16 protein-coding genes and 1 pseudogene are annotated in these 26550 nt (G+C 39.8%); 2 read left to right on the top strand and 15 right to left on the bottom strand.

Features of this window, described 5'->3' with window-relative positions:
* Window positions 1-174 precede the first annotated feature (174 nt).
* The 10 genes from CAL7507_RS05560 to CAL7507_RS05515 form a co-directional block, all read right to left on the bottom strand.
* On the bottom strand, window positions 175-1695 hold the full coding sequence (locus tag CAL7507_RS05560; RefSeq protein WP_015127464.1) for an HlyD family efflux transporter periplasmic adaptor subunit: 1521 nt from the start codon (window positions 1693-1695) through the stop codon (window positions 175-177).
* An 80-nt stretch (window positions 1696-1775) separates the two neighbouring features.
* Window positions 1776-4472 (bottom strand): peptidase domain-containing ABC transporter, encoded by a 2697-nt coding sequence (locus CAL7507_RS05555; protein WP_015127463.1) that lies wholly within the window; start codon window positions 4470-4472, stop codon window positions 1776-1778.
* Window positions 4473-4478: 6 nt separating this feature from the next.
* Entirely contained in the window at window positions 4479-5090 is a 612-nt protein-coding gene (locus tag CAL7507_RS05550; protein WP_015127462.1) for a helix-turn-helix domain-containing protein, read from the bottom strand.
* Between the two features lie 438 nt (window positions 5091-5528).
* Window positions 5529-8219 (bottom strand): CHAT domain-containing tetratricopeptide repeat protein, encoded by a 2691-nt coding sequence (locus CAL7507_RS05545; protein ID WP_015127461.1) that lies wholly within the window; start codon window positions 8217-8219, stop codon window positions 5529-5531.
* Window positions 8220-8233: 14 nt separating this feature from the next.
* The gene (locus CAL7507_RS05540) at window positions 8234-9043 is read right to left on the bottom strand and encodes a CHAT domain-containing protein (protein ID WP_144051193.1); all 810 of its coding nucleotides are present in this window, start codon (window positions 9041-9043) and stop codon (window positions 8234-8236) included.
* Window positions 9044-9304: 261 nt separating this feature from the next.
* The gene (locus tag CAL7507_RS05535; protein WP_015127459.1) at window positions 9305-10030 is read right to left on the bottom strand and encodes a DUF928 domain-containing protein; all 726 of its coding nucleotides are present in this window, start codon (window positions 10028-10030) and stop codon (window positions 9305-9307) included.
* Between the two features lie 23 nt (window positions 10031-10053).
* Window positions 10054-12525, bottom strand: a complete 2472-nt coding sequence (locus CAL7507_RS05530) for a CHASE2 domain-containing protein (protein WP_015127458.1) — start codon at window positions 12523-12525, stop codon at window positions 10054-10056.
* 21 nt (window positions 12526-12546) lie between these two features.
* Window positions 12547-13878 (bottom strand): DUF1822 family protein, encoded by a 1332-nt coding sequence (locus CAL7507_RS05525; protein ID WP_015127457.1) that lies wholly within the window; start codon window positions 13876-13878, stop codon window positions 12547-12549.
* A gap of 144 nt (window positions 13879-14022) precedes the next feature.
* Window positions 14023-15435 carry a hypothetical protein gene (locus CAL7507_RS05520; RefSeq protein ID WP_015127456.1) on the bottom strand — a complete coding sequence of 471 codons (1413 nt, stop codon included), beginning with the start codon at window positions 15433-15435 and terminating at the stop codon, window positions 14023-14025.
* 99 nt (window positions 15436-15534) lie between these two features.
* Entirely contained in the window at window positions 15535-17775 is a 2241-nt protein-coding gene (locus CAL7507_RS05515) for a caspase family protein (protein ID WP_015127455.1), read from the bottom strand.
* A gap of 909 nt (window positions 17776-18684) precedes the next feature.
* On the opposite strand from CAL7507_RS05515, the gene hppD reads away from it, so the two are divergent.
* Together hppD and CAL7507_RS05505 are read left to right on the top strand one after the other, a co-directional pair.
* The gene (gene hppD, locus CAL7507_RS05510; RefSeq protein WP_042341196.1) at window positions 18685-19812 is read left to right on the top strand and encodes a 4-hydroxyphenylpyruvate dioxygenase; all 1128 of its coding nucleotides are present in this window, start codon (window positions 18685-18687) and stop codon (window positions 19810-19812) included.
* Between the two features lie 176 nt (window positions 19813-19988).
* Complete coding sequence (locus tag CAL7507_RS05505) at window positions 19989-21638, top strand: alpha/beta hydrolase (protein WP_015127453.1); 1650 nt, start codon at window positions 19989-19991, stop codon at window positions 21636-21638.
* Window positions 21639-21729: 91 nt separating this feature from the next.
* Here the strand turns inward: CAL7507_RS05505 and CAL7507_RS05500 are convergent, their stop codons facing one another.
* The 5 genes and pseudogenes from CAL7507_RS05500 to CAL7507_RS05480 all read right to left on the bottom strand — a co-directional run bounded on the left by CAL7507_RS05500 (window position 21730) and on the right by CAL7507_RS05480 (window position 26511).
* Entirely contained in the window at window positions 21730-22059 is a 330-nt protein-coding gene (locus tag CAL7507_RS05500) for a hypothetical protein (protein WP_015127452.1), read from the bottom strand.
* Between the two features lie 163 nt (window positions 22060-22222).
* Window positions 22223-22342: pseudogene (locus CAL7507_RS31535) on the bottom strand (Uma2 family endonuclease); the annotation flags it as partial.
* A 70-nt stretch (window positions 22343-22412) separates the two neighbouring features.
* Entirely contained in the window at window positions 22413-24635 is a 2223-nt protein-coding gene (locus CAL7507_RS05495) for an FdhF/YdeP family oxidoreductase (RefSeq protein ID WP_015127450.1), read from the bottom strand.
* Window positions 24636-24703: 68 nt separating this feature from the next.
* Window positions 24704-25939 (bottom strand): tyrosine-type recombinase/integrase, encoded by a 1236-nt coding sequence (locus tag CAL7507_RS05490; protein ID WP_236556882.1) that lies wholly within the window; start codon window positions 25937-25939, stop codon window positions 24704-24706.
* A gap of 269 nt (window positions 25940-26208) precedes the next feature.
* On the bottom strand, window positions 26209-26511 hold the full coding sequence (locus tag CAL7507_RS05480) for a hypothetical protein (protein WP_015127446.1): 303 nt from the start codon (window positions 26509-26511) through the stop codon (window positions 26209-26211).
* Window positions 26512-26550: the final 39 nt, after the last annotated feature.

Raw genomic sequence — 26550 nt, 5'->3', positions numbered from 1 at the left:
ATTGCCCAATGCCACTCCTCTCACAAGGGTGGCTCCCTTACAGATACTCAGATTTTTTCAATAATCAAATCTGATTCCCATAATGAGGCTTCAGGCACTAAATAATTATGTTTCATCCAAAAGTGGCTGCACCCAATTCATATCCCGTCTGAGAGATGACTATTCAAATATTTGCTAAAGCTTCAAATCTCCCTCTTGCAACTTTTTAAAAGGGTCGAGTAGAAAATCAATAATCCGTCGCTGGCGCACAATTACTTCTGCTGTTGCTGTATCGCCAGGGCGTAAAGGAATACATTTATCTTTACTAGGAATACAATCATTCTTCAGGAAAATTTCTAAGTTATATGCAGCAAATTTTCCATTCGGCGTATCGACTTCTGATGTCGTAGGAGAAATCTCTAATAATTCCCCTTCAATAATTCCATACTCTTGAAATGGATAGGCATCAAATTTGAGTTTGACTGGTAAGCCTTTGCGTAAAGAACCGCTTTCTGTAGTTGCCATTTGGGCGCGGATAATTAACGGCGAACCTTCGGGAGCAATTTCTGCTACTCTTGTACCAGCTTGGACAACAGAACCGGGGCGTTGGATTGGTAGCTGAAAAACTCTACCTGCAATGGGAGATTTTATCACTCGTTGCTGTGATTGCAACTGCAAGCTATTTATTTGACTCTTAGTTTGAGCAATATCTGATTGTAATATTGTCATTTCTGTTTCTAGATTCTTTAATTGCTCCTCGCTTTTGAGTACAGCCAGTTTTCCAGAATGAGTTAAGGTTTGATAACTTCGTTGCTGTTCTTTTAAACGCAAATAAGCTTGTTCAATTTCTGCTTTGGCTTGACGAATTGTACGCTGATAGCTGCTTTCTTGCTCTGCTAAACGTAGATGGGCTTGTTTGATATCTGACCTACTTTGCTCGTATAATTTCTGTCTATCTTTGGCTATATCTTGCTTTTCAACGACATTAATTTCTGCTATAGCACCTTTTTGTTGAAGTTTGCTGTACCGTTCTACCTCTCTTTGGGCACTCTCTAAACTATTTTCTAATAACTTATTTGCCGTTTGAGTTTGTTCAATAGTTTGCTGTGCTTGATTAACTTGTGTTTGCTTTTCTTCTTTTTGGATTTCATAGGAATTTCTGAGAGCCAGAAAGTTTTGTTGTGCTTGTTCAATTTTTGACTGTTTTTCTAACTCTTGGGCTTGATTTTGCTGGCGCTGAGTTGCTAGAGCTACTACTAGCTGATTTTTTAATATATGTAATTGCGATTGCCTGTTAAATTGCCCTTCTAATTTATCTTTCCCCTGGCGTAATTCTGCCTGGAGCAATTCTGAATCTAATATGAATACTGGCTCCCCTGGCTTGACTAATTCTCCTTCTTTTACGGGAATAGCTGCCACAGTTCCTGCAACTGCACTATCTAATTTGGTGGTTTTACCTTTGGGTTCCAGTCGTCCTCTAGCTGTACCAGTTTCATCTACTTTTGATAGCATTGCCCAAGGTAATGTGACTGAAACAAAAATAAATAAAAAATATAGTATTCCCCTTGTCCAAACTTGGGGCAAGCTATCAAGTAATTCCTTGCTTGCGTCAGACCAATCCTCAGGCAATGTATTTATTTGTTCTGGAGAAATATTAGTTGTAATACTGTCATTTCTATATGGCATTTGCATAGAATGATTTAATGAATTAGGCATAACATATTTTGGATTTTAGATTAGGAGTTATAATTTATTGAAATTGCCTTATTTTTTTCGCTCGCGGTATTGCAATTTACTCATGTAGCGTTATCTAACTGCTGCTGGTTGAGATAATAATAATGTCCGCCTTTTACCATTAATTCTTCATGATTTCCCTGCTCAATTAATACACCTTGATCTAGTACTAAAATTAAATCAGCTTTCCTGACTGTAGAGAGACGATGAGCTATAACTAATGTAGTTCTCCCTCTCAAAATTGTGTTGAAATTATTTTGAATTATTCTCTCTGATTCTGTGTCTAGATGAGAGGTAGCCTCATCTAAAATTAGTAACTTGGGATTGCTTAATAAAGCCCTAGCGATCGCTATTCTTTGTCTCTGTCCTCCAGATAGCATTCCCCCACCTTCTCCAATCTGAGTTTCATAACCCATTGGCAACTTTTTAATAAAATCATCTGCACCTGCTAATTGTGCTGCTTCAATTATTTGTTCTAAGGTGGCAGTGGAGTATCCTAAACTAATATTTTCTCGAATTGTGCCACCAAATAAAAAGGTATCTTGGTCAACTACTCCTATCTGTTGGCGTAGAGAACGTAGAGATATACTGCTAATATCTTGTCCATCAATTAAGATTTTGCCTTCGGTGGGAGAATACAAACCTAAAACTAATTTAGAAATTGTTGTTTTACCCGAACCACTACGGCCAACTAGTGCTACCATTTGTCCAGGTTTGATTACAAAAGTGAGATTTTCAATAATATTCACATCGCTTTCGGGATGATAGCGAAATGTCACGTTTTCAAAGCAAATTTCACCCTTAAGGGAAGGTAGTGATTGCCTGACTTGATGTTGTAAATCTTCTTCAGCCTCCGCATCTAAGACATCATTAATACGTTCAACAGCAATCATGACTTCCTGTAATTCGTTCCATAAGACTGTTAAACGTTGGAAGGGTCTAATAATATTTCCTAGCAACATATTAAATGCTACTAATTGTCCAATAGTAAGTTGATTTTGAATTACTAACCACGCACCAAACCACAGCAAAGCAGTTGTAATTATAGCTTCAATAGTGTTACTAAATATTTGTAGCCGATTGCCAATAATTTGACCAGAAAAGTTGGTTTTTACTTCTTTATTTAATAACTCTTCCCAATGCCATCGGACCGTCTGTTCTACTGCTGTAGCCTTGACTGTTCGCACACCAGAAAGAACTTCAATCAAGTAACTGCTTTCTTTGGCTGCGGCGTTAAATATTTCCCGCGAAATTTTCTGTAAAAATGGTGTAGCAATTAGTGCTAATAATGCAAAAGGTGGTATAATTACCAATGACAATAATGCCATTTTCCAACTGTACCAAAACATTAATCCTAGATAGATAAATACGGTGATTAAATCTAAAAGAATAGATAATGCTTCCCCAGAGAGAAAACGTTGAATTTTCCTATTTTCTTGCAGTCGAGAGATGATATCTCCGACATAACGAGATTCAAAAAAGTTCAAGGGTAGAAGTAAAGTATGGCGAATAAAGCCAATAATTAAAGCAACGTCTATTCGATTTGCTGTATGGTCGAGAAGATATTGCCGCAACCCAGTCATGGCAACTCGAAACAGACTAAAAATTAGCAATCCTAACCCAACTGCTGTTAAAGTTAATTCCGAACGTTGAACTACTACTCTATCTAAAATTAACTGTGTAAATAAGGGCGTGATTAATCCAAATATTTGGATGAAAATGGAAGCAATAAATACCTCCATCATCACCAAGCTATGAGGTTTGATTAACTCAAAAAATTGCCAGAATGGAGTGCTAGTTTGTTTGGCTTCTTTGAAAAAAACTGTGGGTTGTAGTAGCAGTGCATATCCAGTCCAATCTGCTTGAAATACCCGATGAGTTAGGGTACGTTGACCAATCGCTGGGTCTGCAACTATTACATGTTTCTTGGTAATTTTATAGACAACAATATAATGCTTTCCCTCCCAATGAACGATCGCAGGTAGTTTTTGCTTTGCTAGCTGGTCGAGACTGGCTTTTACTGGTCTAGTGTTAAATCCGATACTTTCCGCTGCTGCTGACAATCCCCGCAGAGATGCACCATTACGATTGACATTGGCAATATCGCGGACGCGGTTGATACTAAAGTGTTTTCCCCAATATCGAGATACCATCACTAAACAAGCTGCTCCGCAGTCGGACGCACTTTGTTGGGCAACAAATGGATACCTTTTCGTCACGCGCTGCCATAAATGTCCTACCTGTTGTGTGGGGTTGGGAAAGTAAGCTTTGCTTACCTTTTTCTCTGGCTTGGGTGCTGCTGGTGGAGGAATTAGGGGAGATGGGTTGGTGGTATCCGACTTTACGAATAGGGAATTTCGCGTTCGTGCTTGTGTGTGTAAGTACTCGTTAATTTGCGGATACTTAGCTATCAATGGCGATAGCACTTCAATGGGAAGAAATGCAAGGTGTAAATTTACACTAGCTCTTGCAGCATAAGGTTTAAAACCAGCCTCCTTAAACAAGGTAAATTCACCAAATGATGCTCCCACCTCTAAGGTTGTTATCAGTTCACCCGTGTCATCTAGCAATCTGACTTTGCCTGCAAGTACAATATAAATGCCTGGTTCAACGTCCGTACCTTGCCAGAATTTCCCCACCTTGGGAGTAAGAAATTTTGCTTGTTTAAGGCAGTGCTGCAAGTCTTCTGAGGAGAAAGAATAACCTAATGCAGTAGTTAATTGCTGCAAAGACAGCGATTCTGATAAATATTGCGCCATTAGATCCTAAATCTCTAGATATGTATTTGAGTGAAAAAGAAAAAATTCGGGATGATTCAGTGAATTTTCGGAAGTGAGGTCAGAAATTAAGATTGTTGTTCCTGGGGATTTCTCTGTATTTTCACTCCCAGATAGATTGGGTTTGGGGATTGTCGATAATCCCATCTGTTTGAGGACTCGCTTCAGGTGGCGATCGCTAACTTCAATTCCCAATTCTTTCGCTAAGTGCTTTCTCAACCAGCTAATTGTCCAGCGTCTAAACCCATAGCCATAGTCGCGGGGACTTTGGGAAAGCAGTTCTTGCAAGCGTTCTAGATATTCCTGATTAATTGCTTTGGGACGACCCAAGGGACAATCCTGCCATTGGTGCGCCATTCCAGTCCGAGCAATGTGCATCCAATGTCTGACAGTTGCGGGACAACAACCTAATATTTGGCATATTTCCGTTTGGGTTTTGCCTTCATCCACCAGCAGCATAATTTTAATTCGCTGACGATAAGACTCAGACAAATTCTCTTGCAGTTTGTTTTGTAGCAGTTTACGCTGGAATGCTGTTAGGTACTTACCTTTGACAATACTTAGGGTGTTAACTTCGGGTTGCTCAAAATTTTGTGACATCACGGTATCAGCTGTTGATTCCCTCTGGGATATGGAATCTTGAATAATGATTTATCTCTGGTTTCTAATTTTTTATACTTCTGGCGACTGTGGGGGGTATGCAAAAATGCTGTTACATACAGCGGTTCTCGGTTGAATGCAATACAATTAAGGTCGGGGTTTTCCCGACCTTTGTATCTTAAATAGAAGATCCCAAGTGACCGAAGAGGCTCTTGTGCAGGGCGCAGGGGGAGAACCTAGGCTGTTGATTCTGAGGGTTTTTAGCCCAAAATGCATCAGACAAAATTATCGTCGTAGTTAACCTTATCATCAGGGCACGGCAGTGCCGATGCCCCTACGGTAAACACAAAAATTGCATGATAATTTTTAGCTAATTTCGTACAAAGTCAACAGCCTAGGTTCTCCCCCTGCTCCCTGCTCCCTTTCCTCTTTGTTGACTTACTCCGCTTCCCCAATCAAGGTAAAAGCCCCCCAATCAACAGGATTTGGATGCTGTTTCATCGTCGTCAACATCGCCTGTCGCAGTGCTTGGGCTTTATCAGGGCTTTTACTGATATTTTGATAGAACTCCGTCATTAACAATGCTGTTGGCGCATCTGGAACTGACCACAATGAAACTAAGACACTGGGAACCCCCGCACTAATGAGGGAGCGAGATAAACCAATTACCCCATCTCCAGAAATACTTCCCCTTCCGGTATCACAAGCACTTAATACGACCAATTCCGCATTCAGTTTTAAATCCAGGATTTCCCCCGCAGTCAGCAACCCATCGCTTTTGTTACCTGGTGCTAGGGCAATACTACTATTTAATCCTTGGATATTATCAAACAAACCGTGGGTTGCTAGGTGGATAAATTGAGCTTGGGATAAGCGTTGTGTGACTTCGGTTTCCGTAGCTCTCTCACCGATGAGAGATTGGGTTTTGAATAAGTTAGCGATCGCTTTTGCTTCTCGTTCTGCACCGGGTAATGGTGTTAATTGTTGCGGTGCTTCCCCAATTTTGGGCGAGACAGCAGGCATAGTGGGATTGCCGACAATCAGCATATTATTTCCCTGGATGGGTTTGTTACCGATGCGTTTTTTCTGTTTGCGGGTTAAATCTAAAACCTGAATTGATGGGGATGTGAGAATGGTATGTTTTTCAATTAAATATTTACCATCTGCACCTTGGAGCGCGGGGAAGGGAACAAGAAATAAGCTACTTTGGGGAATAAAAGTAACTCTATCTTGAGGATTTTTAGGGAGTAAGTCGGCGATAGGATTGATTAATAATTCGTGGAGACGTTTGAGACGATTGGTAGCTTTAGGCGCATCAGGGTTATAAACTACATTAATGCCACGAAAAGCTGTTCCCCTTGCACCGATAGATTCCCGACTAGTGGTTACGAGGTCATTTAAGGTTGTGTTTTCTTTTTGCCACAGTGGTTTTAAATCAGCTTTACGGAAGGTGACTTCACCTGTGGATTTAATGACCCAAATATATAATTCTGATTCTTTAACTTCTTGTTTTTCTGCGATTTTGAACTGATCATAAATAATCGAATATTGAACGAGAGTAGTATTTTGTGACTTGGCAATTTGTTTAATTTGGTCAATATTTGGTGATGTGGGAGATTGGGAATTGGGGTTAGCAGAGATGCGGGAAGCTAGTAATTCGACAAAAGCCCTTGCACGTCCGCGTTCCGATATTTCTAACGCCGTATTGGTTTTATTTTGAGCAGTAAGCACTTGTTGTAAAGTGTTGTAAGTACCACGTTGCGTTTCAAAAATTAAGACCTTTTCGCTATCTTTTAGTTCTCGACTACGCAGAGATTCTTTAATTTTTATGCCTTCAAATAGGTTCCTCTCGGCTAAAGGAAGATTACCTTGTTTGTACAAAGACAATCCTAAATTATTCAGTGAATTTCCCTCACCTTCACGGTCTTTAATTTCTCGGGCAATTTTCAAGCTTTGTTGTTGGTACTCAATTGCTTTTGGGTAGTTTCCCAATTCTTTGTAGGCAATACCGAGATTGTTGAGTGCCTTACTCTCACTTTCACGGTCTTTAATTTCTCTAGCGACAACCAAACTTTGCTGATGGTAATCGATTGCTTTAGCGTAGTTCCCTAAATAAGTGTAGACATTACCGAGACCTCCAAGTGATTCACCTTCACTATTACGATCTTTAATTGCTTTGGCAATAACCACACTTTGTTGATAATAATCAATAGCTTTCGGGTAATTACCCAAGATATTGTAGACAGTACCAAGGCTTCCCAGTGATTTATTCTCAGCATTACGATCTTTGACTTCTCTGGCTAAAGCCAAACTTTGCTGGTGATACTCAATCGCTTTGGGGTAGTCTCCCAACTTCCGATAGGTCATACCCAGATTTCCTAGCACATAAGACTGATCTTGACGGTTTTTAATTTCTTTGGCGATCGCCAGACTTTGTTGAAGCTTCTCAATGGCTTGAGGATAGTCCCCCAAACTATTGTAAACAAGACCGAGATTTCCCAGTAATTTGCCCTCGCTTTCACGGTCTTTTGTTTCTCGGATCGCAGCCAAACCTTGCTGATAGTAATCAATCGCTTGCAGAGAATTTCCAGATATACCGTAAGCATTGCCAAGGTTTAGCAGTGCATAAATTTCACCTTGACGGTCTTTTGTTTCTCGGGCTAAAGCCAAACTTTGCTGTTGATATTCAATGGCTTGAGGATACTTTCCTAAGGAGAAATAAGCAGTACCGAGATTTCCTAGCGCACCTCGCTCACTGCGACGGTCTTTAATTTCTCGTGCTATGGCTAAACTTTGTTGATAGTGGTCAATAGCTTGAAGATAGTCATCTAAATCAAGGTATGTGCGACCCATATTTCCCAGTGATATCACCTCTGCTTTACGGTCTTTAATGTTGCGGTATATTTGCAGCGCTTGCTGCCATAATTTCAATGCTCCCTCCCGTTGACCCATTTTATAACGTTCCAGACCTTGATCAAATAATCTATCAGCTTCGGTTTTACGTGTATCTACTGTCTGTGCCAACACCTGTGATGTAGTAAATATCGTTAATAAACTAGAACCCAAAGAAGTTGAAGAAACAGCCAACAGACAAATAAAGGCACTCAGCCCAACTTGAGAAAAACGCATGATTATAACCTCCATTACAACAAACCAATCGATATAAAACCGGCCCAATCTTCAGGATTTGGGTACTTTTTCATCGTTTCCAAGATAGCTTTGCGTAATGCATCAGCCTTATCCGGATTTTTACTTAAATTTTTATAAAAATTAGTCATTAAAAATGACATTGCCATATCATCAACTTCCCAGAGAGAAGCAATTACACTTTCTGCGCCAGCCACCATAAAAGCACGGGAAAGCCCCATTACCCCATCACCAGTAATTTTTCCCAAGGCTGTTTTACCAGCCCTTAAAACCACCAAATCAGCTTTAAGGTGCAGTTTCTGGATGTCTGCAGATGAGAGCCAGCCGTCATCTCGATCAGAGGGAGCGAGGGCGATCGCATTCGAGTTATTCAACTCAATAACATGGGCTGCTAAGTGTATAATTTTTGCTTGAGTGATTTTTCGCAAAATTGCCGTTTCTGTCGCAGCGTTACCCGTAATCGCTTGAGTTTTGAATATCTTGGCAATAGCTTTAGCTTCTTCCTCCGCACCAGGGATTGGTAATAATTGCGGTGTTTTTTCTCCTGGTAATCGAGGTACAGTCGGGTTTCCCACTATTAATAATTCGTCATCCTTAAAGTTGTGAGCAATCCTGGCAGAGTTAGATAATTGTTGACTATTGAGTCTTTCAATCTGAGTAAATAAATAACTATTTTTTCTAGATATTGAAGGTTTATCTAGTGCAGTAGTCAAGTTAGATGAAAATAGACTCAAGATAGAGATGGATAAGACAAATGAAGTTACTCGATAAATCTGGTGAGGAAATATCATTTTCGACTTGTACATATAGCGGGTTTCAGAGCAGTGAGGTACAGTTTTAAATTGCAAAGCCTGTAGGGGCTGGGTTTTCCCGCCCTTGATCGTATTGCATCAGACAGAGAACCACTATATTTATGATTTCCTTCTGGACTGTTAATTATTTATATTTCTCAGTCAAGATGGGGGTATGCAATTTTAGGAAAATGATTTAATTAAAAAAATGGTGTTGTATAAATAAACTTCACAAATAAAAAAGTCTTAGCAGCGCTAAGACTCTACTGTTATCTTTTAATCACATAACTGATTTGGTAAATCTTTGATTATCTGAGACAATTCTGATGAGGGTTTAGGAACAGAATATGCTTGCTGTAATGCATCCGACCACAGTCCTTTATCAGCAAAATATTTGGCTTTTACTAACGCGATGTTTTCTGCATCTGTATCTTTATGGTTATGCAATCTTTCCAAAAGCTTTAACTCAGTGGTGATGCGGTTTCTTTGGGGTGTTTCCATAATTTGAAAGGGAACAAATATCGCTGGGGAAGCACTTTCTTGATTTAAAAAGATTAACCATTTATAAGTTTGACCGGGTTCTAAGGGTTCACCTTGATAACTTATGCTTTGTTTCCCTGTGACGATTTGAGCTTTGAAATATTCTTGACTATTGAGAAGTCCCACGGCAATTTTTTTAACCTCTTCCAGTTTTGCAACTCTATTACCTTTTGGAACTTCTCCATTTTTCCAAATAAATAAGGGTTTAGTAGTCCAAATAATTCTGGTTTTAGTAGGTACATCGGGAGAAATTAGACAAAGTGTTTGTCCAGGACGAGAACCACCTTTACGTGGTTTTATAGGAGGTTCTGGGTCGCGTGCTGGTTGAAAAATTTTATTCCAAAAATTGGGTTTGGGTGAATTTTCTTGAGAATAACTGGGTTGAATGAGGAAGGAGAATAAACTAATAAAAACTGTAAATGATAATGTGGAAATACGTAATATAAATATAATTTTATTCATAGATTAAGTTTTTTTCTTGATTATCACTTTTCAGTGAATATTTTTGCTTGCTTAAACTTAAAAATACAACGCAAAATGTATAACCAAAAAGTTGTTGTTGGCAACAACCAAGGTACAAGAATTGCGGCTGATGAGATGTAAAGTTCTAGGCTAATTAGTGTATAAGCTGTAGAACCCACACTTAATAGAATCACCAATTGTCGCCTTTGTTCCGGATTATTCATGAGATATTCTGATATAAATTTACCTAGTAATATAGCTAAAGCGATCGCCCACAAATCGGGAATTGGAATAATCATCCTATTATTGAGGTAGTGATGGGTCATATAGGCGTGAATTTCGCCACCTGTGAGTACCCCACGAGTATTATCTGGGTTATCTTGATGTCGCCAATAACCCATTGCAGCAGGTAACTTGAAATTATCCTCGTTGTCTTGTCCAGTTCCCGCTTCTTCGTAACCTCCTGGTGCGACGATGACGATTTGCTGCTGTAATTTTTGTGGCAAACTGGAAATGGTTTGATGTTCTAATAATTTCCACGCAGGGATGGTTTGATATATCTGTTGGGGAGGAATAGAAAAGTCTATGATCGGATGTAACCACATTTGATGTAGGTTGTAACTAAATGCTGTTAATGGTTGTAGTTGCGATCTTGCGGAGTATCGCGTTGATGTCAATGCTGTATTATTAATATAATTCCACAAATCTTGTTTGCTTGTTAGTTGCGGTGGCAATGAATTAGAAAGTTGCCGTAACTGTTGAGAAACAGCTAAAAGATAAGCAAAAGATCTGGGTTTTGGGTTTGATTTATGACTCGGCAATAGTTGCATATACCACCCAGGTAAAATTTCAATTTCTCCAGCCAAACTCCAGTTAGGGCTGGCAATTTGTGGATGCACCTTTAACCATTTACCTTGGGAATCGCGGGTTGTGGCAAATACGAAGCGTGTCGGTTGCGACGAATCGTTGAATCCAGCTTGAAGTGATTTAGAGAGAGTGCGATCGCGTTTTAAATCGGGTCTATCTAATAAGTAATCGATACCGACAACAGGCGCTTTTAATTCCACCAGTTTATCAATAATTTGTGCCATATATGCACGGTCTATTGGTCGAGGAGTTAAAATCCCAGCTTTGTTTATTGATTCGTTATCTATTTGCACTAAAAGTATCGGAGGAGTCGTTTTTGGAACAACTTGATTTGTCATGTTACGATACATTGCTTGGACTAAAATCCGTTTTTCTAATAACCAAGCTTGTAAGGGAATTTGTAAACTAATTAATGCTAAAGCTGAAATTGTAACTGCTTCTAAAGGTGTTGGTGTTAATCTTTTAATATATTGCTTAAATCCAAAGGGTTCTAGCCGAAATAAAGGTGATGAAGGATGGCGAAATAAGGAAGGAATTAAATAAGCACTGGGATAGGTAAGATTTTTTTCGAGTTTGAGATAATCACAAGCTCTTAATAATGCTTGATGGACATCTTGATATTGGGAAACATTGTTTAAAAACTGGATAAAAATCTCTTCGGCAACACGATTATGTATCGGTTCGCGCATAATAGCAACTTGATTTAAACCCAATTCTATTAATTTATTCGCAATACTTAATCCATCACAGGAGTTGAATAAAGCAAACTGTAATCCCTTCTCAATTGCGGTAGTTAATGGTTTCTCAATTTCACTCAAGGAAATTGTGGCATTGGGTGCGATCGATATTTGTCCTCCCGTTAAATCTGTTTCCCGACTGTGACCAGCAAAATATAAAATATCCCATCCCTGGTTACTTGTCAGCTTCTCAACTATTTCGTATTTAAATCCTTGAATATCTTTACCTTCTTGCCAAGAAATAAAATCGACTTTAATTAGTTTTTGTAGTGCTAATATAGCTTTTTTCTCTTGTGCAAAATTCAACCCACTATCATCACCAAAAATAGCTAAAACTCTTACTTGACGGGGAGTTATCTTTCTTTTTTTTATACTTTGATAGATATTCAATGGTTGACGAGCAATACGCAGCTTAGTTGTCGAAAATTGTGTACTAATCTCCCATGACTCCCAAGGCAAACGTGTTAATTCGGGAGTATTACAACTAATAAATATATCTGCAATAAATTCTGTAGAGGTATTTTTAAGCTTATTTAATTGTTGATTAATCGCATCCTGATTATTAATATTAATTGCGGTTAAAATTGAGCGAATATCATATAACTCCTTACCGCGTAACCATTGATGAAATTCATATAACAGTTTTGCTTCCGCTTGGACTAATTGCGCTTGCCAATCCACCATAGGGGGTGCAACAACACCTGTATTAATCACTTTTCCCCGGAATTCTTGACTGTAAAAATTATGATAAATACCCTGCCATGTTTTATAGTCAGAAATGATATTTTCGGGATAGGGAAGTTCTGCCGTAATTTTTTGGTTATGATTCCACGAGAGTTGAAATAAACATTTGTTCTCAACTTGTTGCACTTGCAGATAAAATTTAGTCATTATTCTGTCTACTTGCCTCTATCAAGCTGATTGTCTAATATCAAATGCAAATGGCGGTAACGTCACCTCAACACCCTCTGCTATACTCACACTGGCAATAAACTTCTCATCCCAAGTACCAGCTACAGCAGTAAACAGATAAGAATTAAACTGTTGTGGATTTAGCTGCTGTTGTGTCAAAATTCCAGTGCGATCGCTCAAACGAAACTTCAAATTATGAGGTAAACTATTTGGTGCAGGTGCGCCTAAAATTAACAACAAACTCCATGTATCCGGGTCATTTTTTGTCGATGAATTCCACGCAACAGCATATATTCTCAACGGATTTCCAGCCAAGTTAAAATTATGATGTCCGCACCTAGCAACTATAGGAATTTCTACACCTTGGGTTTGTAATTGTGATTTAATTACTGCAAATTCTTCTACTGGACTGCGAAATTGTCTTGCAGGTGTTAAATTTAATAGCTGCCAAGATAATGATTCTCCAATTTCATCTAATTCATCCCACAACCACCGTCCTAAATTTATGGCAGGTTGTGCTATTAATCTGATTAAATCTAATAAATATGTTTCTCGGGAGCCTAAGTCTGCTGTTTCTAAATTATCAGTTTGTAATTTATATACCCAATCAAGTAAATCAGGAGCAGTTAAAACTACACTCCCCTGTTCCCAATTTAAAACTTGCCAAAGTTCGATTTCTGGTGCCTGCAACTGAGGTAATAATCTGACTAATTCATTTTCAATTGCTGTTAATTGTTCATGACGATTTGTTGGTAATATAGGTAAAGGAATTGCTTCGGGTTTCAAAGCACGTAAATATAGTAATAAATTATTAGGGTCTTTTTCAAACCAATCTAAAGGTATTTTATATGTCCAATCTACTTGAATATCTATATTGGACGAAGCTGTGATATTTTCCCTTAATTTTTGATAATCTATTACTCCTATAACAATCCCGTAATCTTGTTCTTCTAATACTTCCACAAGTACATAAAAATGGGGAATAAATTCAGGTAAATCGACAGCTAATCGTGATAAATAGACTCCATCACTAAATATACTACCAACAGTAATTAGGCAAATTCTGAATTGACTAACTTGTAAATTAGTCACAATAGGAAATACATTGGCTAGTTCGGGTTTAGAAATAGTCGATTTTTGCCAATTAACAGTGAGATTATCATCCCGTTCTTCTAACCATTTTTTCAAGGTGAATAACGCTAAACCATTCAGATAAGTTTGCCATTGACGGGAATCATCTGGAATTTGATTACTCAATGCGATCGCTTGATCGATGTCTTTGGGTTCGATACTTAGGGCTTCAGTTGGTAATCGTTCAAATTCAAGTGACATTGTTATATTACTCATAATTATTTTATGAGAGGAGAGAAGGGGGAACAGGGAATAAAATAAAAGTTATAAATCGAGCTTTTGCCTCATAATAATTATTGTTGGTGCGTCGTGATGCTATAAGTTTTTAGTTGGGCATCACATACCCTAGGAATTTATGATTTTCACCCTATCATTTAATAGTCTGCAAAGCCTTTTAGAAAATTCACTAATTGTAACATTACTTTGCATAGTTGCTGCTTCTAATTCGGCTTGAGAAATTACATTAATAATTTGTTCATCAAGCACCTCTTTAATTTGTGCTTCTAAAATTTTCAGTTGTTTTGGAGTTGAATATTTTTGTGCTAGCTCGATTACCTGCTCTTGCAATTTTACTAAAATTTCTTGTCGTACATCGGCGCGAAATTCCTTAAGCTTTAATAAGCGGGCTACGGCATCTTGGGCACGTAAACCTAATTGTTTGGCGATATTACCCATTGATAATCTTTGACAGTGGAATAATTGCAGCGCTGTGAGAAATTTATTTGCTTTATCTGTATCTTTATTTTGTAGTTTTTTCACCCTTGATTCTATTACAGTATTCAAGGAATTATCAAGACAATTTAAAAATTGTGCGCGATATATTTCTAAAAACTCTGTCGTGGTATCTGCTTCTATAATTATATTTTCGGAATTGGGGTCATAAATTTGCTCTATAAAAGTAAAATTTTCATTCAATTCTGCATCCAGAGATACTGTAAATAATGAACCACTTCTAACATGAATGCGATATTGTCGTAGCTTATCAGCAAGACTTTGTAACTTTTGCATAATGGTTTTTGTCGAGATACTATCAATTCCTTTTGTTTTTAATATCTCAGTCATTTCCTCTAATTGTTGGATTGTCGGTGGATGACATCTACCTTTAGTTTTACTATCAGCCTGTTGACGGCATCTCTCGGTACGATATATTTTGTGATATGCTTCCAGCAATTTCTGAGTTTCTGCAATTTCTGAATTTGTCAGTGAATGAAATTCACCTAAAATATTTTTTAATTGTTGTGGTCTGGTATCATTCAGTATTGCCCAATCAGTCACAAAATATAAACCGCACTCCAATAAAAATTTGTTTATTTCTCGGTGCTGTTTGACTTTTCGATTTGTCCAAGTATTTAAGTTACTTTTATCCGGATCAAAAGTTTCTAAGATTTCTCTACTAAAACATTTATAAGTAGTTGATGTTTGTAAACTACCATCATCATCAAGAACATAAGGTAATAAATCGTGACGACTAAAACCATGCAAATTGCCAAATTTTTGTGCTAAAGATAAACATACTTGCTCGATTTGCCAAGAAATAAAACAAAGTAAACAGCGTTGTGCGAATAAGCTAGAGTTACCTAAATTATTTTGATATGTTTCTAGTAATTGCTTTTGAATTAATGTATCCGATACCTCCTCTATCACGCTGAAATCAGCAAAAGTATCTGTAAAAAAAATCTTGGCAATTTCGATTTCTCTAAGTTGGCGTTTTCCTGCGTTGTTAAGAATTACTAGGGTGTAGTATTTTAACTTGGTCATTTCACTATTTACTTGCAATCATTGGCTTGGTTTATCTCTCAGTCAGTGACGAGGTAGGTATAGAGTAGCACAGGTAACTTAACTACCATTTTTTCAACTTCAACCAACCACTTCAAATGCGATCGCTATTGTTGCAAGTTTCTTTGCATCTACACCCCGCACTCCCGCAGATAATTGTACATCTTCCACGGTGATACCTCCCCGTGTCCCAGCATCTAAGTCTGCAAGTAATTTATCGGTGATCTCCAAAAATTCATCATTATTTGCTGCAATTGGTCCGCGTGTAATTTTCCCTCTAGTCGCGATTTCTTTGAGTGCTTTGAGGGAATTTCGCAGTGGAGATGTACTGCTAATAATTAATGCTTCTGTAATTCCCAAAGGTTTACCGATAGTTAGTTTAAAGCCATCATCATTACCAGGAATTATGCGTTTATCTTTGGCTGGTAGTAATGCTGCATCTTCCGAAGCCGTCCAGTTATTGGGAAATATTATCGCCATTTCACCTGCAGCATCAATGACTAAAACGCTGATATAAATAGGTACTAATTCTTGATTTTCAATTGTAAATTTCACTTGTGTACCAACTGGTAACTTAGGAATTTCGCCATCTTGAATAATTGGTTTATTTGGTTTAGTTGTATCCCCATTTGCTTGTTTGGTAATTCCGCGAGTTGGTAAAGCTTTGCTAATAATTTTTTGACTTCCAGCAAGCTGCATCGAAGCTATAACTTTTAATAGTGATGTACTATTATTACCTAGCATTTGTTTAACAATGCGTGCTGCCAGGAGGGATTTAAATTTTGGTTGTAAACGCTTGACTGCATCAGTCACAGTTTCATTGGTTGCGCCAAACGAATCCGTCACAATTTGGTCGAGGGAGGGTAAAAATAAACCCAAACTACTCACAGTAGGTAAATTTATAACCCCGAATTTCTGTAATTGCCGATATCTAGTTTCGGTCATAAGACCAAAAATATATTGCACTTCTTGCTGTCTCAAAGCTAAGGGAGTAACCCGATTGATAGCTTGTAAAGCTTGTTGCGCTTGGGTAGTAGTAACACCATCAAAACTATTGTCCAAACCAATTTTTAATGTTAAATTTTTGGGGATACCACGAATTCTTTCTTGCAAAAGTGTCCCCAGCTTAATTGGTGAATTTCCCCTTGCACCAGCAATAAATTTACCTTTCCCAATCAATCCCTGACGCGATTCTAACTTAACAATTCCTGTTTCTTGACTGCTGGTATTAACCGTACTAAAAGCAGCTTCTTGGTTAAAAGCTTCGAGCGATCGCGCATCGATTCCACCCAGCCACAATTCCACTTTGTCACCCTTTACTTGTGTCACCACTGCTTCAGCATAAGATGTATTAAAAGGAGTAAAGTAAATTACTGGATTAGAATTTTGTTTCTTATTTAGTTCTATTTCTGGTTCTTGGAAAATGCCACTATTGCTTGACAAAATTTTTGTACTGCGATTAACATCAACAAATGCTCGATTGATTGATTGATTTGCTGTTTGTTGCCAAAGATATTGGGTAAATATATAGGTAAATGCACCTGCATGAAAATCATTAAAAGGTGCATCTGCTGCATATTGATCGCGTTTTGCTGAAGCAATGACTACACCTTTGGCAACACCTTGACGACGTAGTTTAATAAATTCTTGGGGAGATAAATTTAACCTTTTTAACCACTGTTTTTGATAAGCAAATTCTTGGGGAAGGGCTTGAAATTTATTCCCACCATCACGGGAACGAACTACAAAATTTCCTCGTTTTGCACCCCCCGAATGGCAGCTATCCAAAACAACGGTGACATTATCTGTTTTCAACGCATACATAAGTAAAAACAGCGTGTGTCCCATGATGTCTTGCACCACACCACCAGAGGCATTGTAACCAGAATCGATTGGCACCAGCGTACTATTCAAACCATCACGATTATCTTTATCGGGATCGACAACCTGGGAACCATGTCCGGAAAAATGAAATACTACTGTATCCCCAGGTTTGGCTTGATTAATCAGATGTTGCTCAAATGCAGTCAGGATACCTTGACGGGTAGCTTGTTCATCAATCAGGATTTTTATATCGTTGGGATTAAAACCAAAGCGGTAGATTAATAAATTTTTTTGTAATAAAACATCATTAACGCAACCATAGAGCGGATTCATCCCATTTGCGTACTTGTTAATACCTACTAAGAGGGCTAATTTACGTCCAGTATTTTGTGCCAGGACTTTAGCATACGTATCCCCATGTTGTATAATGTCCAACTGAGTTAAACCCAGTGTTGCCAGAGTAGAACCAGTGAATTGCAGAAAATGACGGCGTTTCATAGAATTTTTAGTTATGGTTTCAGATTTTCTAGTTATTTATATTTCTAGGATTTTTGGGGGTATGTAAAAATCTGGCACTTCTAGCGGCGATCGCTCCCCAAAATATTCCTGCAAGCAGCCATGATAACACCCAACCCACTTTGACTCACCAAAGCACGATAGTGGCGATGCTTTCCTGCTTATTGATCTATATTTCTGGCTCATTCGGGGGATATGCAGTTTTTGGAAAAAGCCTATTTTTAATAACCCAAATAGTTGAATTTTTCCAGACTTACTGTCACATGGCTACGGTGTACACACAAATGATCTAATCGCCCCAAATCCTCTGTTCGTAGTGTTATGCCTTATTGCAACGCACCAGCTGAGATTTTCGGTGCGTTACGACGTTCCGTCTAACGCACCCTACTGGACTGACACAGCGCGATCGCAAACTATCTCTAGGATTATTCCCAAATCCGGGAAAAAATGTTACATAAATTAATAAAGCCGTATCAAAACTGCGACTCTTAATAAGTCGAAAATTAAAATCAGCTGTGACAGATTAAATGTGCATATTTACAAGTTTACCTTTTCTGGGAAGCCAGCTACTAACAGTGTCTTTGACCGCAGAGGATATCTATAGAAATCATAAATAATTTGTGAAAAATCTTCATTAGGTTGGGCAATGCCTGCATGTATTTCAAAAATCAAATACTAGTCCTATATATGGTCATTTGTATTTCAAAAGACATAGACCCTCTGCCGTCGGTTTCCCAAAGGGTAGAGATAATATCAATTTTAACGTCAAAATGTGCAATTTAGTTTATTTTATATTTCAGTCAAATCATTTGTAGTTTATACTTCCCAACATCTGGAACTGATGTGCTGAAACTTAAGACATTGATATCTAGTCAAATTGAAAAAACAACCATGCAAATCACAGAAAATGAATCAGTCCAGTTACAAGATGACAGTTTAATCAAACTCAAAAAAATTGACTATGTAGAATTTTATGTCGGCAATGCTCAACAAGCTGCTCATTTTTATTGCAGATTCTTTGGCTTTAGACTGATCGCCTATGCTGGACTCGAAACCGGTGTGCGCGATCGCAGCTCGTTTGTCTTAGAACAGTCTAATATTCGCTTTGTTTTGACCTCTCCACTAACGCCAGATGGGCCAATTGCAGAATATGTTAAATTGCATGGCGACGGAGTTCACGACATCGCTTTACTTGTTGATGATGCTCGTGCTTGCTTCAACATCGCCGTTGCACGCGGTGCTAGACCAATATTAGCACCAACGCTTTTAGAAGGAGAAAACGGCAGTATTGTGAAAGCAACTATTGCTAGCTACAGCGGAGACTTAAATCATTCATTCATACAACGCAATCACTATACTGAGTTTGCACCACAATATCGTTACATGCAAAATCTACCTCAGTCTGCACCAACTAATCTCACGGCAATTGACCACATTGTTTTGAGTGTCGAGTTAGGAAAAATGGATCTATGGGTTGATTTCTATCGTAAAGTGTTGGACTTTAAGCAGCAGCAAGAGTTCACTAGTGATGATATTTCAACTCAATATTCATCGCTAATGTCAAAAGTTTTGCAAAATAATACTGGGCAAATTAAGTTTCCCATTAACGAACCCGCACAAGGTTATCGTAAATCACAAATTCAAGAGTATTTAGACTTTCATTATGGACCCGGTGTACAACATATTGCCCTGAGAACTAATGACATTATTCAGACAGTAAAACAATTGCGTCACAACGGCATTGAATTTCTAGAAACACCAGACGCTTATTATGATAATTTGCCACAATCTATTGGTGTAATTGATGAAGATATTGATACTTTACAAGAACTCAGAATTTTGCTTGATCGAGATGATGAGGGATATCTTTTACAAATATTTACTAAACCGTTAGTAACTCGACCGACGTTTTTTATAGAAATCATTCAACGCAAAGGCGCGCAGGGGTTTGGTAATGGCAATTTCAAGGCTCTATTTGAAGCGATCGAGCGTGAACAGGCTTCTCGGGGGAATTTGTGAATTTGTCATTTGGCATTTGTCAAGGGTCAAAAGTCAAGAGTCAAGAGTTATTCCCCCTGCTCCCTGCTCCCTGCCCCCTGCCCCAATCACTAACATGCTGAAATTTTTATGAAACAGGGTAGTAAAATACACGGATATCGGCTATATTCCCCTAAGCATTCTACGGAAAGATGTTCATGGGACGCAGCTGGAGAAGTCTAAAGTTAATTACAGGTATGTTTTGTGCGCTTGCACTCACACAGTTTTGTGGCAAACATACCTCTGCACAAGCGGCTGATACGGTTGTAGTACGTTTCGGTCCGTTTGCAGATTATATCCCCGTTAGTGATTTGCAAACTGCTGCTGAAACTGGAAAATTTCCGGAGAGTTTAGACCTTTACACTAATAAATTATCTGAATCACAACGCAGTTTCTTTTTAGGGATGCTGAGGACGAGGATACCTCTCAATGTTGTGACGGTGAGTCGATTACTCAATACACAGATTGGGACAACTATTCTGAGCGACCTTTCTACGGCTTTAGTCCGCAAGGATGATGCTGGAACTCAAGCATTGAGGGCAAGTTTTGTCTTGGGTTCTAGTAAACCAGGGGGTCTTTCTATTCTAAATTTTATCGCCTCATATCCGAGTCAACGCTTAGAAATTAATTTGCCGCAAGCATTTACAGTGGCCAAAACTTTGAATTCGGGTTTTTGGGTGACTCAAAGGTTTATGCTGACGATCGCTCCTTTTTTCGACGCTCAAAAACCTCAAATCACCGTCCCCTTCGATCCCAGCCAACCCGGAAACGCTGAAGTAAAAGTACTCAACTTGGAGTTGAATGACCAAAAGCGGACTCGCAAAATTCCAGTTGATGTTTATTGGTCAAATGCTATCAGTCCAGACAAACCCATAATTGTTTATAGCCACGGCTTTAGTTCAGTCCGTACAGACTTGCGCTACCTAGCAGAACATCTTGCATCCTACGGTTATGTAGTGGCGGCTTTAGAACATCCTGGTAGCAATGGGACAAATACTGATTTAGCATTCAAAAATAAAACTAGGCTTTTAAAACCCCAAGAGGTTTTAGATCGTCCCAAAGATGTGAGTTTTGTCCTTGATGAACTAGAAAAAATCAATAAAACAGCTAATAACCCTTTGCAAGGTAAACTCGCCACCAATAACGTGATGATGTTGGGTTATTCTTATGGTGGCGGTACAGCCTTAGCGGTAGCCGGTGCCGAATTGCAACTAGAACGCCTCAAACAGGTTTGCAAAGGTAACTTGACTACGTTGAGTTTGGGGGAAACTATCCAATGCAGCGCTCAAGAACTACCAGAAAACAGCTATCAGCTGCGGGATACCAGAGTTAAGCAAGCGATCGCTCTTAGTCCCACAACTTCTTTGATTTTTGGCGCAACTGGCTTGACAAAAGTGCAAGTACCTACTCTTATGTTGGCAAGTTCTGCAGATAAAACCACCCCCGCCTTACCCGAACAAATTGCTGCATTTGCGAAAATTCCCTCTCCTAAATGGCTAGTTGGTATCCTTGGCGGTACTCATCTCAGCGTCAAAGACCCCAGCACCACTATGGATCAGGCGGGACAACCAAATACACCCTTTTCTGGTGGTGAAGTCGTGGGTGACAAAGCAGTTGATGTTCGCAACTACGTTAAGGCTATCACTTTGGCATTTGCAGCACAACAAACTCCAGACGCTCAAAAATACGCTGTCTTACTGACACCAGATTATGCTCAATTGGCTTCCACTAAAGCATTTCCCATTCGCTTAGTTACCGAGATTCCCCCTCAAGCACAGGCATTGTTGAAAGAGTTTGTGGAAAAATAACAAAAGGAGGTGGGGTTGTCAAGAGTCAAGAGTCAAGGTCAGAAGTTATTCCCTCATCTCCCAGTTCCCAATTCCCAATCCCCAATCCCTATTAATTATTTTTTGCCGGTGCTTCAAAGTCGGCTATGGCAAATGAAAACTCCCGAAAGGCTGTTTTAATCAAGTCCTCTTTCATTGACCTATCAAAGGCAGAATCGCGGATCATGTCTGATAGTTCTATGAATAGTAGCGAGAACATAAAACGGTCTTGGCGGTCAACCTGTTTCAGACAAGATGATATAAATTCATACAATTCTGTTTTCTTGGGTTTAGTTTGTTCGTCCCATAACTGCAACCCAAGTCGCAAAGTTTTCAGGCGTATCTCACTAGTGTTGTAAGATTTTTCTTTATAGCGAATTGATACGCGTTGGGGCATTTCCATAAGTTTTTGCCAACAGACTCAATATAGAGTTCTATTCTGCTGTATTTTGCATTTTCCGGAGAAAATTTAGTTTAAATAATCCCATTTGTGACGATAAAATATGGCTTTTGGTTAATTTAAATACAACTGCGATCGCTCTCTATCAAAAATTCAGATTGGGATTTTATAGATTATCTGGATCTATCCCTAATTCTCGCAGTTTTGCTGCTAGGCGTTCAGCACGTTGTGCTTCTTGTTCGGCGTGTTCTGCTTCCCACTCTGCAACCTCTTCTGGGGTAGGTAAATTTTGAGCGATAGACATAGCAGCTAGTGTTTGAGTGATATAAGTTTAGTGTAGCTGGATGAAACTTGATTCAAACTTTTACTAACTGAACTACTGCGTTGTAATCTGGCACACCTTCCAAAGAGCGCTTACTTTTATCAAGTAATACATTCCCTTCTGGCCAATGTACTTGTAAATTTCTTGACTGAATTGGCGCGATGTAGACTTGTCCTGGTAACTCGCCTAAATCATTTTTAAGAATTATGCGATCGCCATCTTTTAATCCTAATTGTGCCGCATCCGCAGCATTGATGAACACCGCCTCTCTGATAGCCCCAGTAATTGCATCCTTGCGTTCCTGCACCATACTATTAAACTGCTTACCCCGGCGGGTGGCTAATAAAAAATAACCATCTGGTAATTCCCTCCGAGTTGGTAATAATACGCCAAAATGTGCCTTACCATCCGCTGTAGGGAAGTTCCAACCGAAACACAAATGGGAACCACCATACTGAAACTGATCTCCCGCCTGCTGTAGGTGTTGAATCCCGGCATATTGTGGGACGACTTGGGCAATTTCTTGACGAATTGCGGATGTATCAACGAAATTAAGCTTTTCTGCCAAATCTGGTTTGACTCGTCTCGCCAACTCCAAAAAAACTTCCCATTCTGGACGCGCCTCACCAATGCGCGGCCCGGGAATTTCTGGGCTAAAAATTACCCGGCGTTCGGTGTTTGTCTCAGTTACTCCCCCTGGTACTTCGTAACGAGTCGTCGCAGGTAACACCACCACCGTATCAGCAGGTTCCACCAACATCTGGCTAGAGAGAACAATATCCATATGTACTCGCAACGGTACTTGTTTTAAAGCACCTTCCACATAATCCGGTTCTGGTAAAACTTCTAGGAAATTTCCCCCCACGGAGAACAACACATCTAATTGTCCTCGATGCGCCGCTGCAATCATTTCTGGAGCAATTAAACCTTGACTTTTCGGCACATCAAAGCCCCACACTTGGCTTAACTGGGCTGCACTCTCTAAAGTGATGGGTTTACCACCAGGAAAAACTGTAGCGTAACAGCCCATCTCTGCGCCTCCCTGTACCCCAGAGTGACCACGAATTGGCATCAAACCGCAGCCTTCCCGACCAACAAAACCTTTGGTAAGAGCTAAGTTGATGATACTGCGGACATTGTCTTCGCCGCATTCATGCTGAGTAATGCCCATACTCCAGACAAATACCGCTCGTTTGGCTTCGCCGACCATTTTGGCAAAAGCATACATATCATCACGAGAAGCACCAGAAAGCTTCTCTAATTCTTCCCAAGATTGGCTTGCTAATGATGCCTTGAGTTCCTCAAAGCCTGCGGTGTGGCGATCAATAAACGACTGATCTACCCAATTGTGAGCAATCATTTGTTTGATAGTGCCATTGAAAAATGCCATATCCCCACCCAGGCTGACCAGGAAGAAGTCTTCGGCGAACTTTGTCCCAAAAATAGCACTTTCCACAATTGAGGGCACCCAATAGCGTTCCATCCCTGGCTCGCGGTAAGTGTTAATGACGACAATTTTTGTGCCAGCTTTTTTGGCGTAGTGGAGGTACTTAACGGTGACGGGTTGATTATTGGCAACATTAGAACCAATAAAGACTAACAAATCTGTGCCAATCCAGTCTTTATAGGAACAGGTGGTAGCCCCCGCACCGAGAGAGGCTTTTAAACCTGCGGTACTGGGAGAATGACAGATACGGGCAGCATTATCAATATTATTACTACCCATCGCCCGGACAGCTTTTTGAGTGGTGTAGTAAGTTTCGTTGACAGTGCCGCGACTGGTAATATAAAAGCTGAGACGGTCTGGTGTAGTAGCGCGAATGCGATCGCTCACTACTTCTAAAGCTTCATCCCAGCTAACACGACGAAAACCCTTGTCCCCACGTTGGCGCATCATTGGATAAGGAAGCCGTCCCAAGTCACGCAACTGGGAACTTTTTTGACCTTGCAACTGAGAAACATCAGCCAGCAAGTTAGAATCAAGGGCTGACATCGTATTCATCTGCAACAACCGCAACCTGACATTGCACAGATGGATACCGTCAAGTGTCCAATCTTTCATTCCAGTAGTTCCCAGCGCACAACCATCACAGACACCTTTATTCAGGATATTCCACGCATAGGGTAGCTGCTGACGCGATCGCCAAATAGCGCGAAATACCTCCCAATAATTATTCGGGTACTGTTCGCCAATACCGAAGGGCTTCCAGCTAGCCCAGTTTGCAGGTGTCCAAAATTTGGTTGGTTTAGGCAGCATAGCCAATTGAAGTAAGTAAGCGTTTGTCTTTCAAGGCTATCGCTTTGAGTAGCAAATGAGTAGCAAGGTTAGAAATCCGGGCACTCGGCATTAACTATCTCTGGGTGACAGTAATACTTCAAAACCGTCTCGACGGTATCACCAATCCACAGCGCCACCTTATCAGGTGTGATACCACTGCTAATTGCCCATGTTGCGAAGGTGTGCCGTGTTGCGTAAGGCTTCAAGTAAATTACTTTGCCTTCTTCTGACAACTTTTTCACTACGCCAGCGTACTTGTAGACTTTTCGCTTGTACACATTTTCAGAACGCCATTCACTCCAGAAAGCAAACATTATCCCGCTGTTGATAGGCCGTCCAGCTTTACTCAAAAAAATTAAATCACTAGAGTTGTACGATCTTGGGCGATCGCTTAACAACATCTGCTGCAACCTTGACCCAACTTGACAGGGGAAAACTCGCTTCTTCCCATTCTTTGTTCCTTTTTTGACTCTGTGCCCGTTGCATGACTTGCTGATAGTTATGCGACAACAGTCGTCGCTAATATCTCCCCAGGTCAGGGCGAACGCTTCCCCAGGTCTGCAACCACTCCAAAATAGAAATTTCACCAAGGATGAGTAGTGAGAGTGTAGAGAATCTTGTTCAAACGCTTCAATGATCAAATCCCTCTGCTCAAGAGTAAAAGCTCGGTGATCATCATCGTCACTACTTTTCTTAGGCTTTTGAATTTTGAGTTTCTGAAATGGATTCTCAGGGATTAGGTCAGACTCACTAGCCCATGTACAGCAGCGATTAAGACAGTTCAATAAATTCCAAGAAACATAATGGCTGCGATTTCCTAGTACCCATTCCCTGATTTTGGAGGCATCTTCTAGCGATCGCGTCGGTAATTGATTTATGAGGTTGGCGATCGCACGATATTCGGTAAGAATAGTCGTTTTTTCTAATTGGCAACTCTGAAAGTCGGTGTAGCGTTCCCAGAGTTGCTGTAAGTTATATTGATACTTGGCTTGAGGCTTTTCACGTACAAGCGCCGCGGGGGCGAGCGCCGCGGGGGCGATCGCACTCGCACGAAACTGATAACTCTCCAGGGTGGCATCAAACCGCCCTAGTGAGATATCTGTGGCGATCGCGTCACGCCTGCTCCTGACAATTTCCCGATTGCGCTTAGTATCCTTCAACCGAGTAGCTACAAAAAATTGCTTCCGGTAGCCACTGACCCGGAAGCGAATAATTAATTTATTAGACCGCTTATCAACGGCGATCCATTTATCATCATCCATATCAAATAGATCCTGTCCCATTGCACTTAGGACAGGATCTAGTTTCACCGTAAAACACAATCAACCCACCGCCGTCACAATTAGCGCATTGAGTCGCTCGATCCCGTTCCACGAATCTCTCGAAAAGCCTTGCTTGGACTTCTTCATTTGAAAGCATTTCCTCATAGTCTGGATCATCAGCATCCAGTGCCCAATATTGCCCACAATCTAGGCACTCCCAATAACCGTAAGGTTTGTTTTCTTGCAAATTATCAGATGAACATTTTGGACAATTTGTAGGTTTGCTATTATTAGGGGTCATATTCATCATTAAAATCTTTGGGACGTAATTTACCTGTTACGGCTTCATTGGCTAAGACATTAATCAATCGTTGAAGAAAAAGTATTTTATCTATCTCTTCATTCAACGTATCGCAGTAACAGTAGGCAATCTGAGGCAGACGAACAGGCAAATGTTGCATTTCTTCCGCTACATAATGAGCATAATAATCAGGCTCAGTTATCTGTCTTGCAACTAATTCAATAATTGCCAGTAGCTGTTTTTGTCCGAGTCCTTGAAAAATTAAGGCTTGATAATCAGTTTCGATTTCCATGCATTGGTAAAACCTAATGTGATATTTTTATTACCGGGT

The organism is Calothrix sp. PCC 7507 (genome assembly GCF_000316575.1).
Classification (GTDB): domain Bacteria; phylum Cyanobacteriota; class Cyanobacteriia; order Cyanobacteriales; family Nostocaceae; genus Fortiea.
Note: the sequence above shows the minus strand (reverse complement) of the source record. Positions and strands in the feature narration are given on the sequence as shown.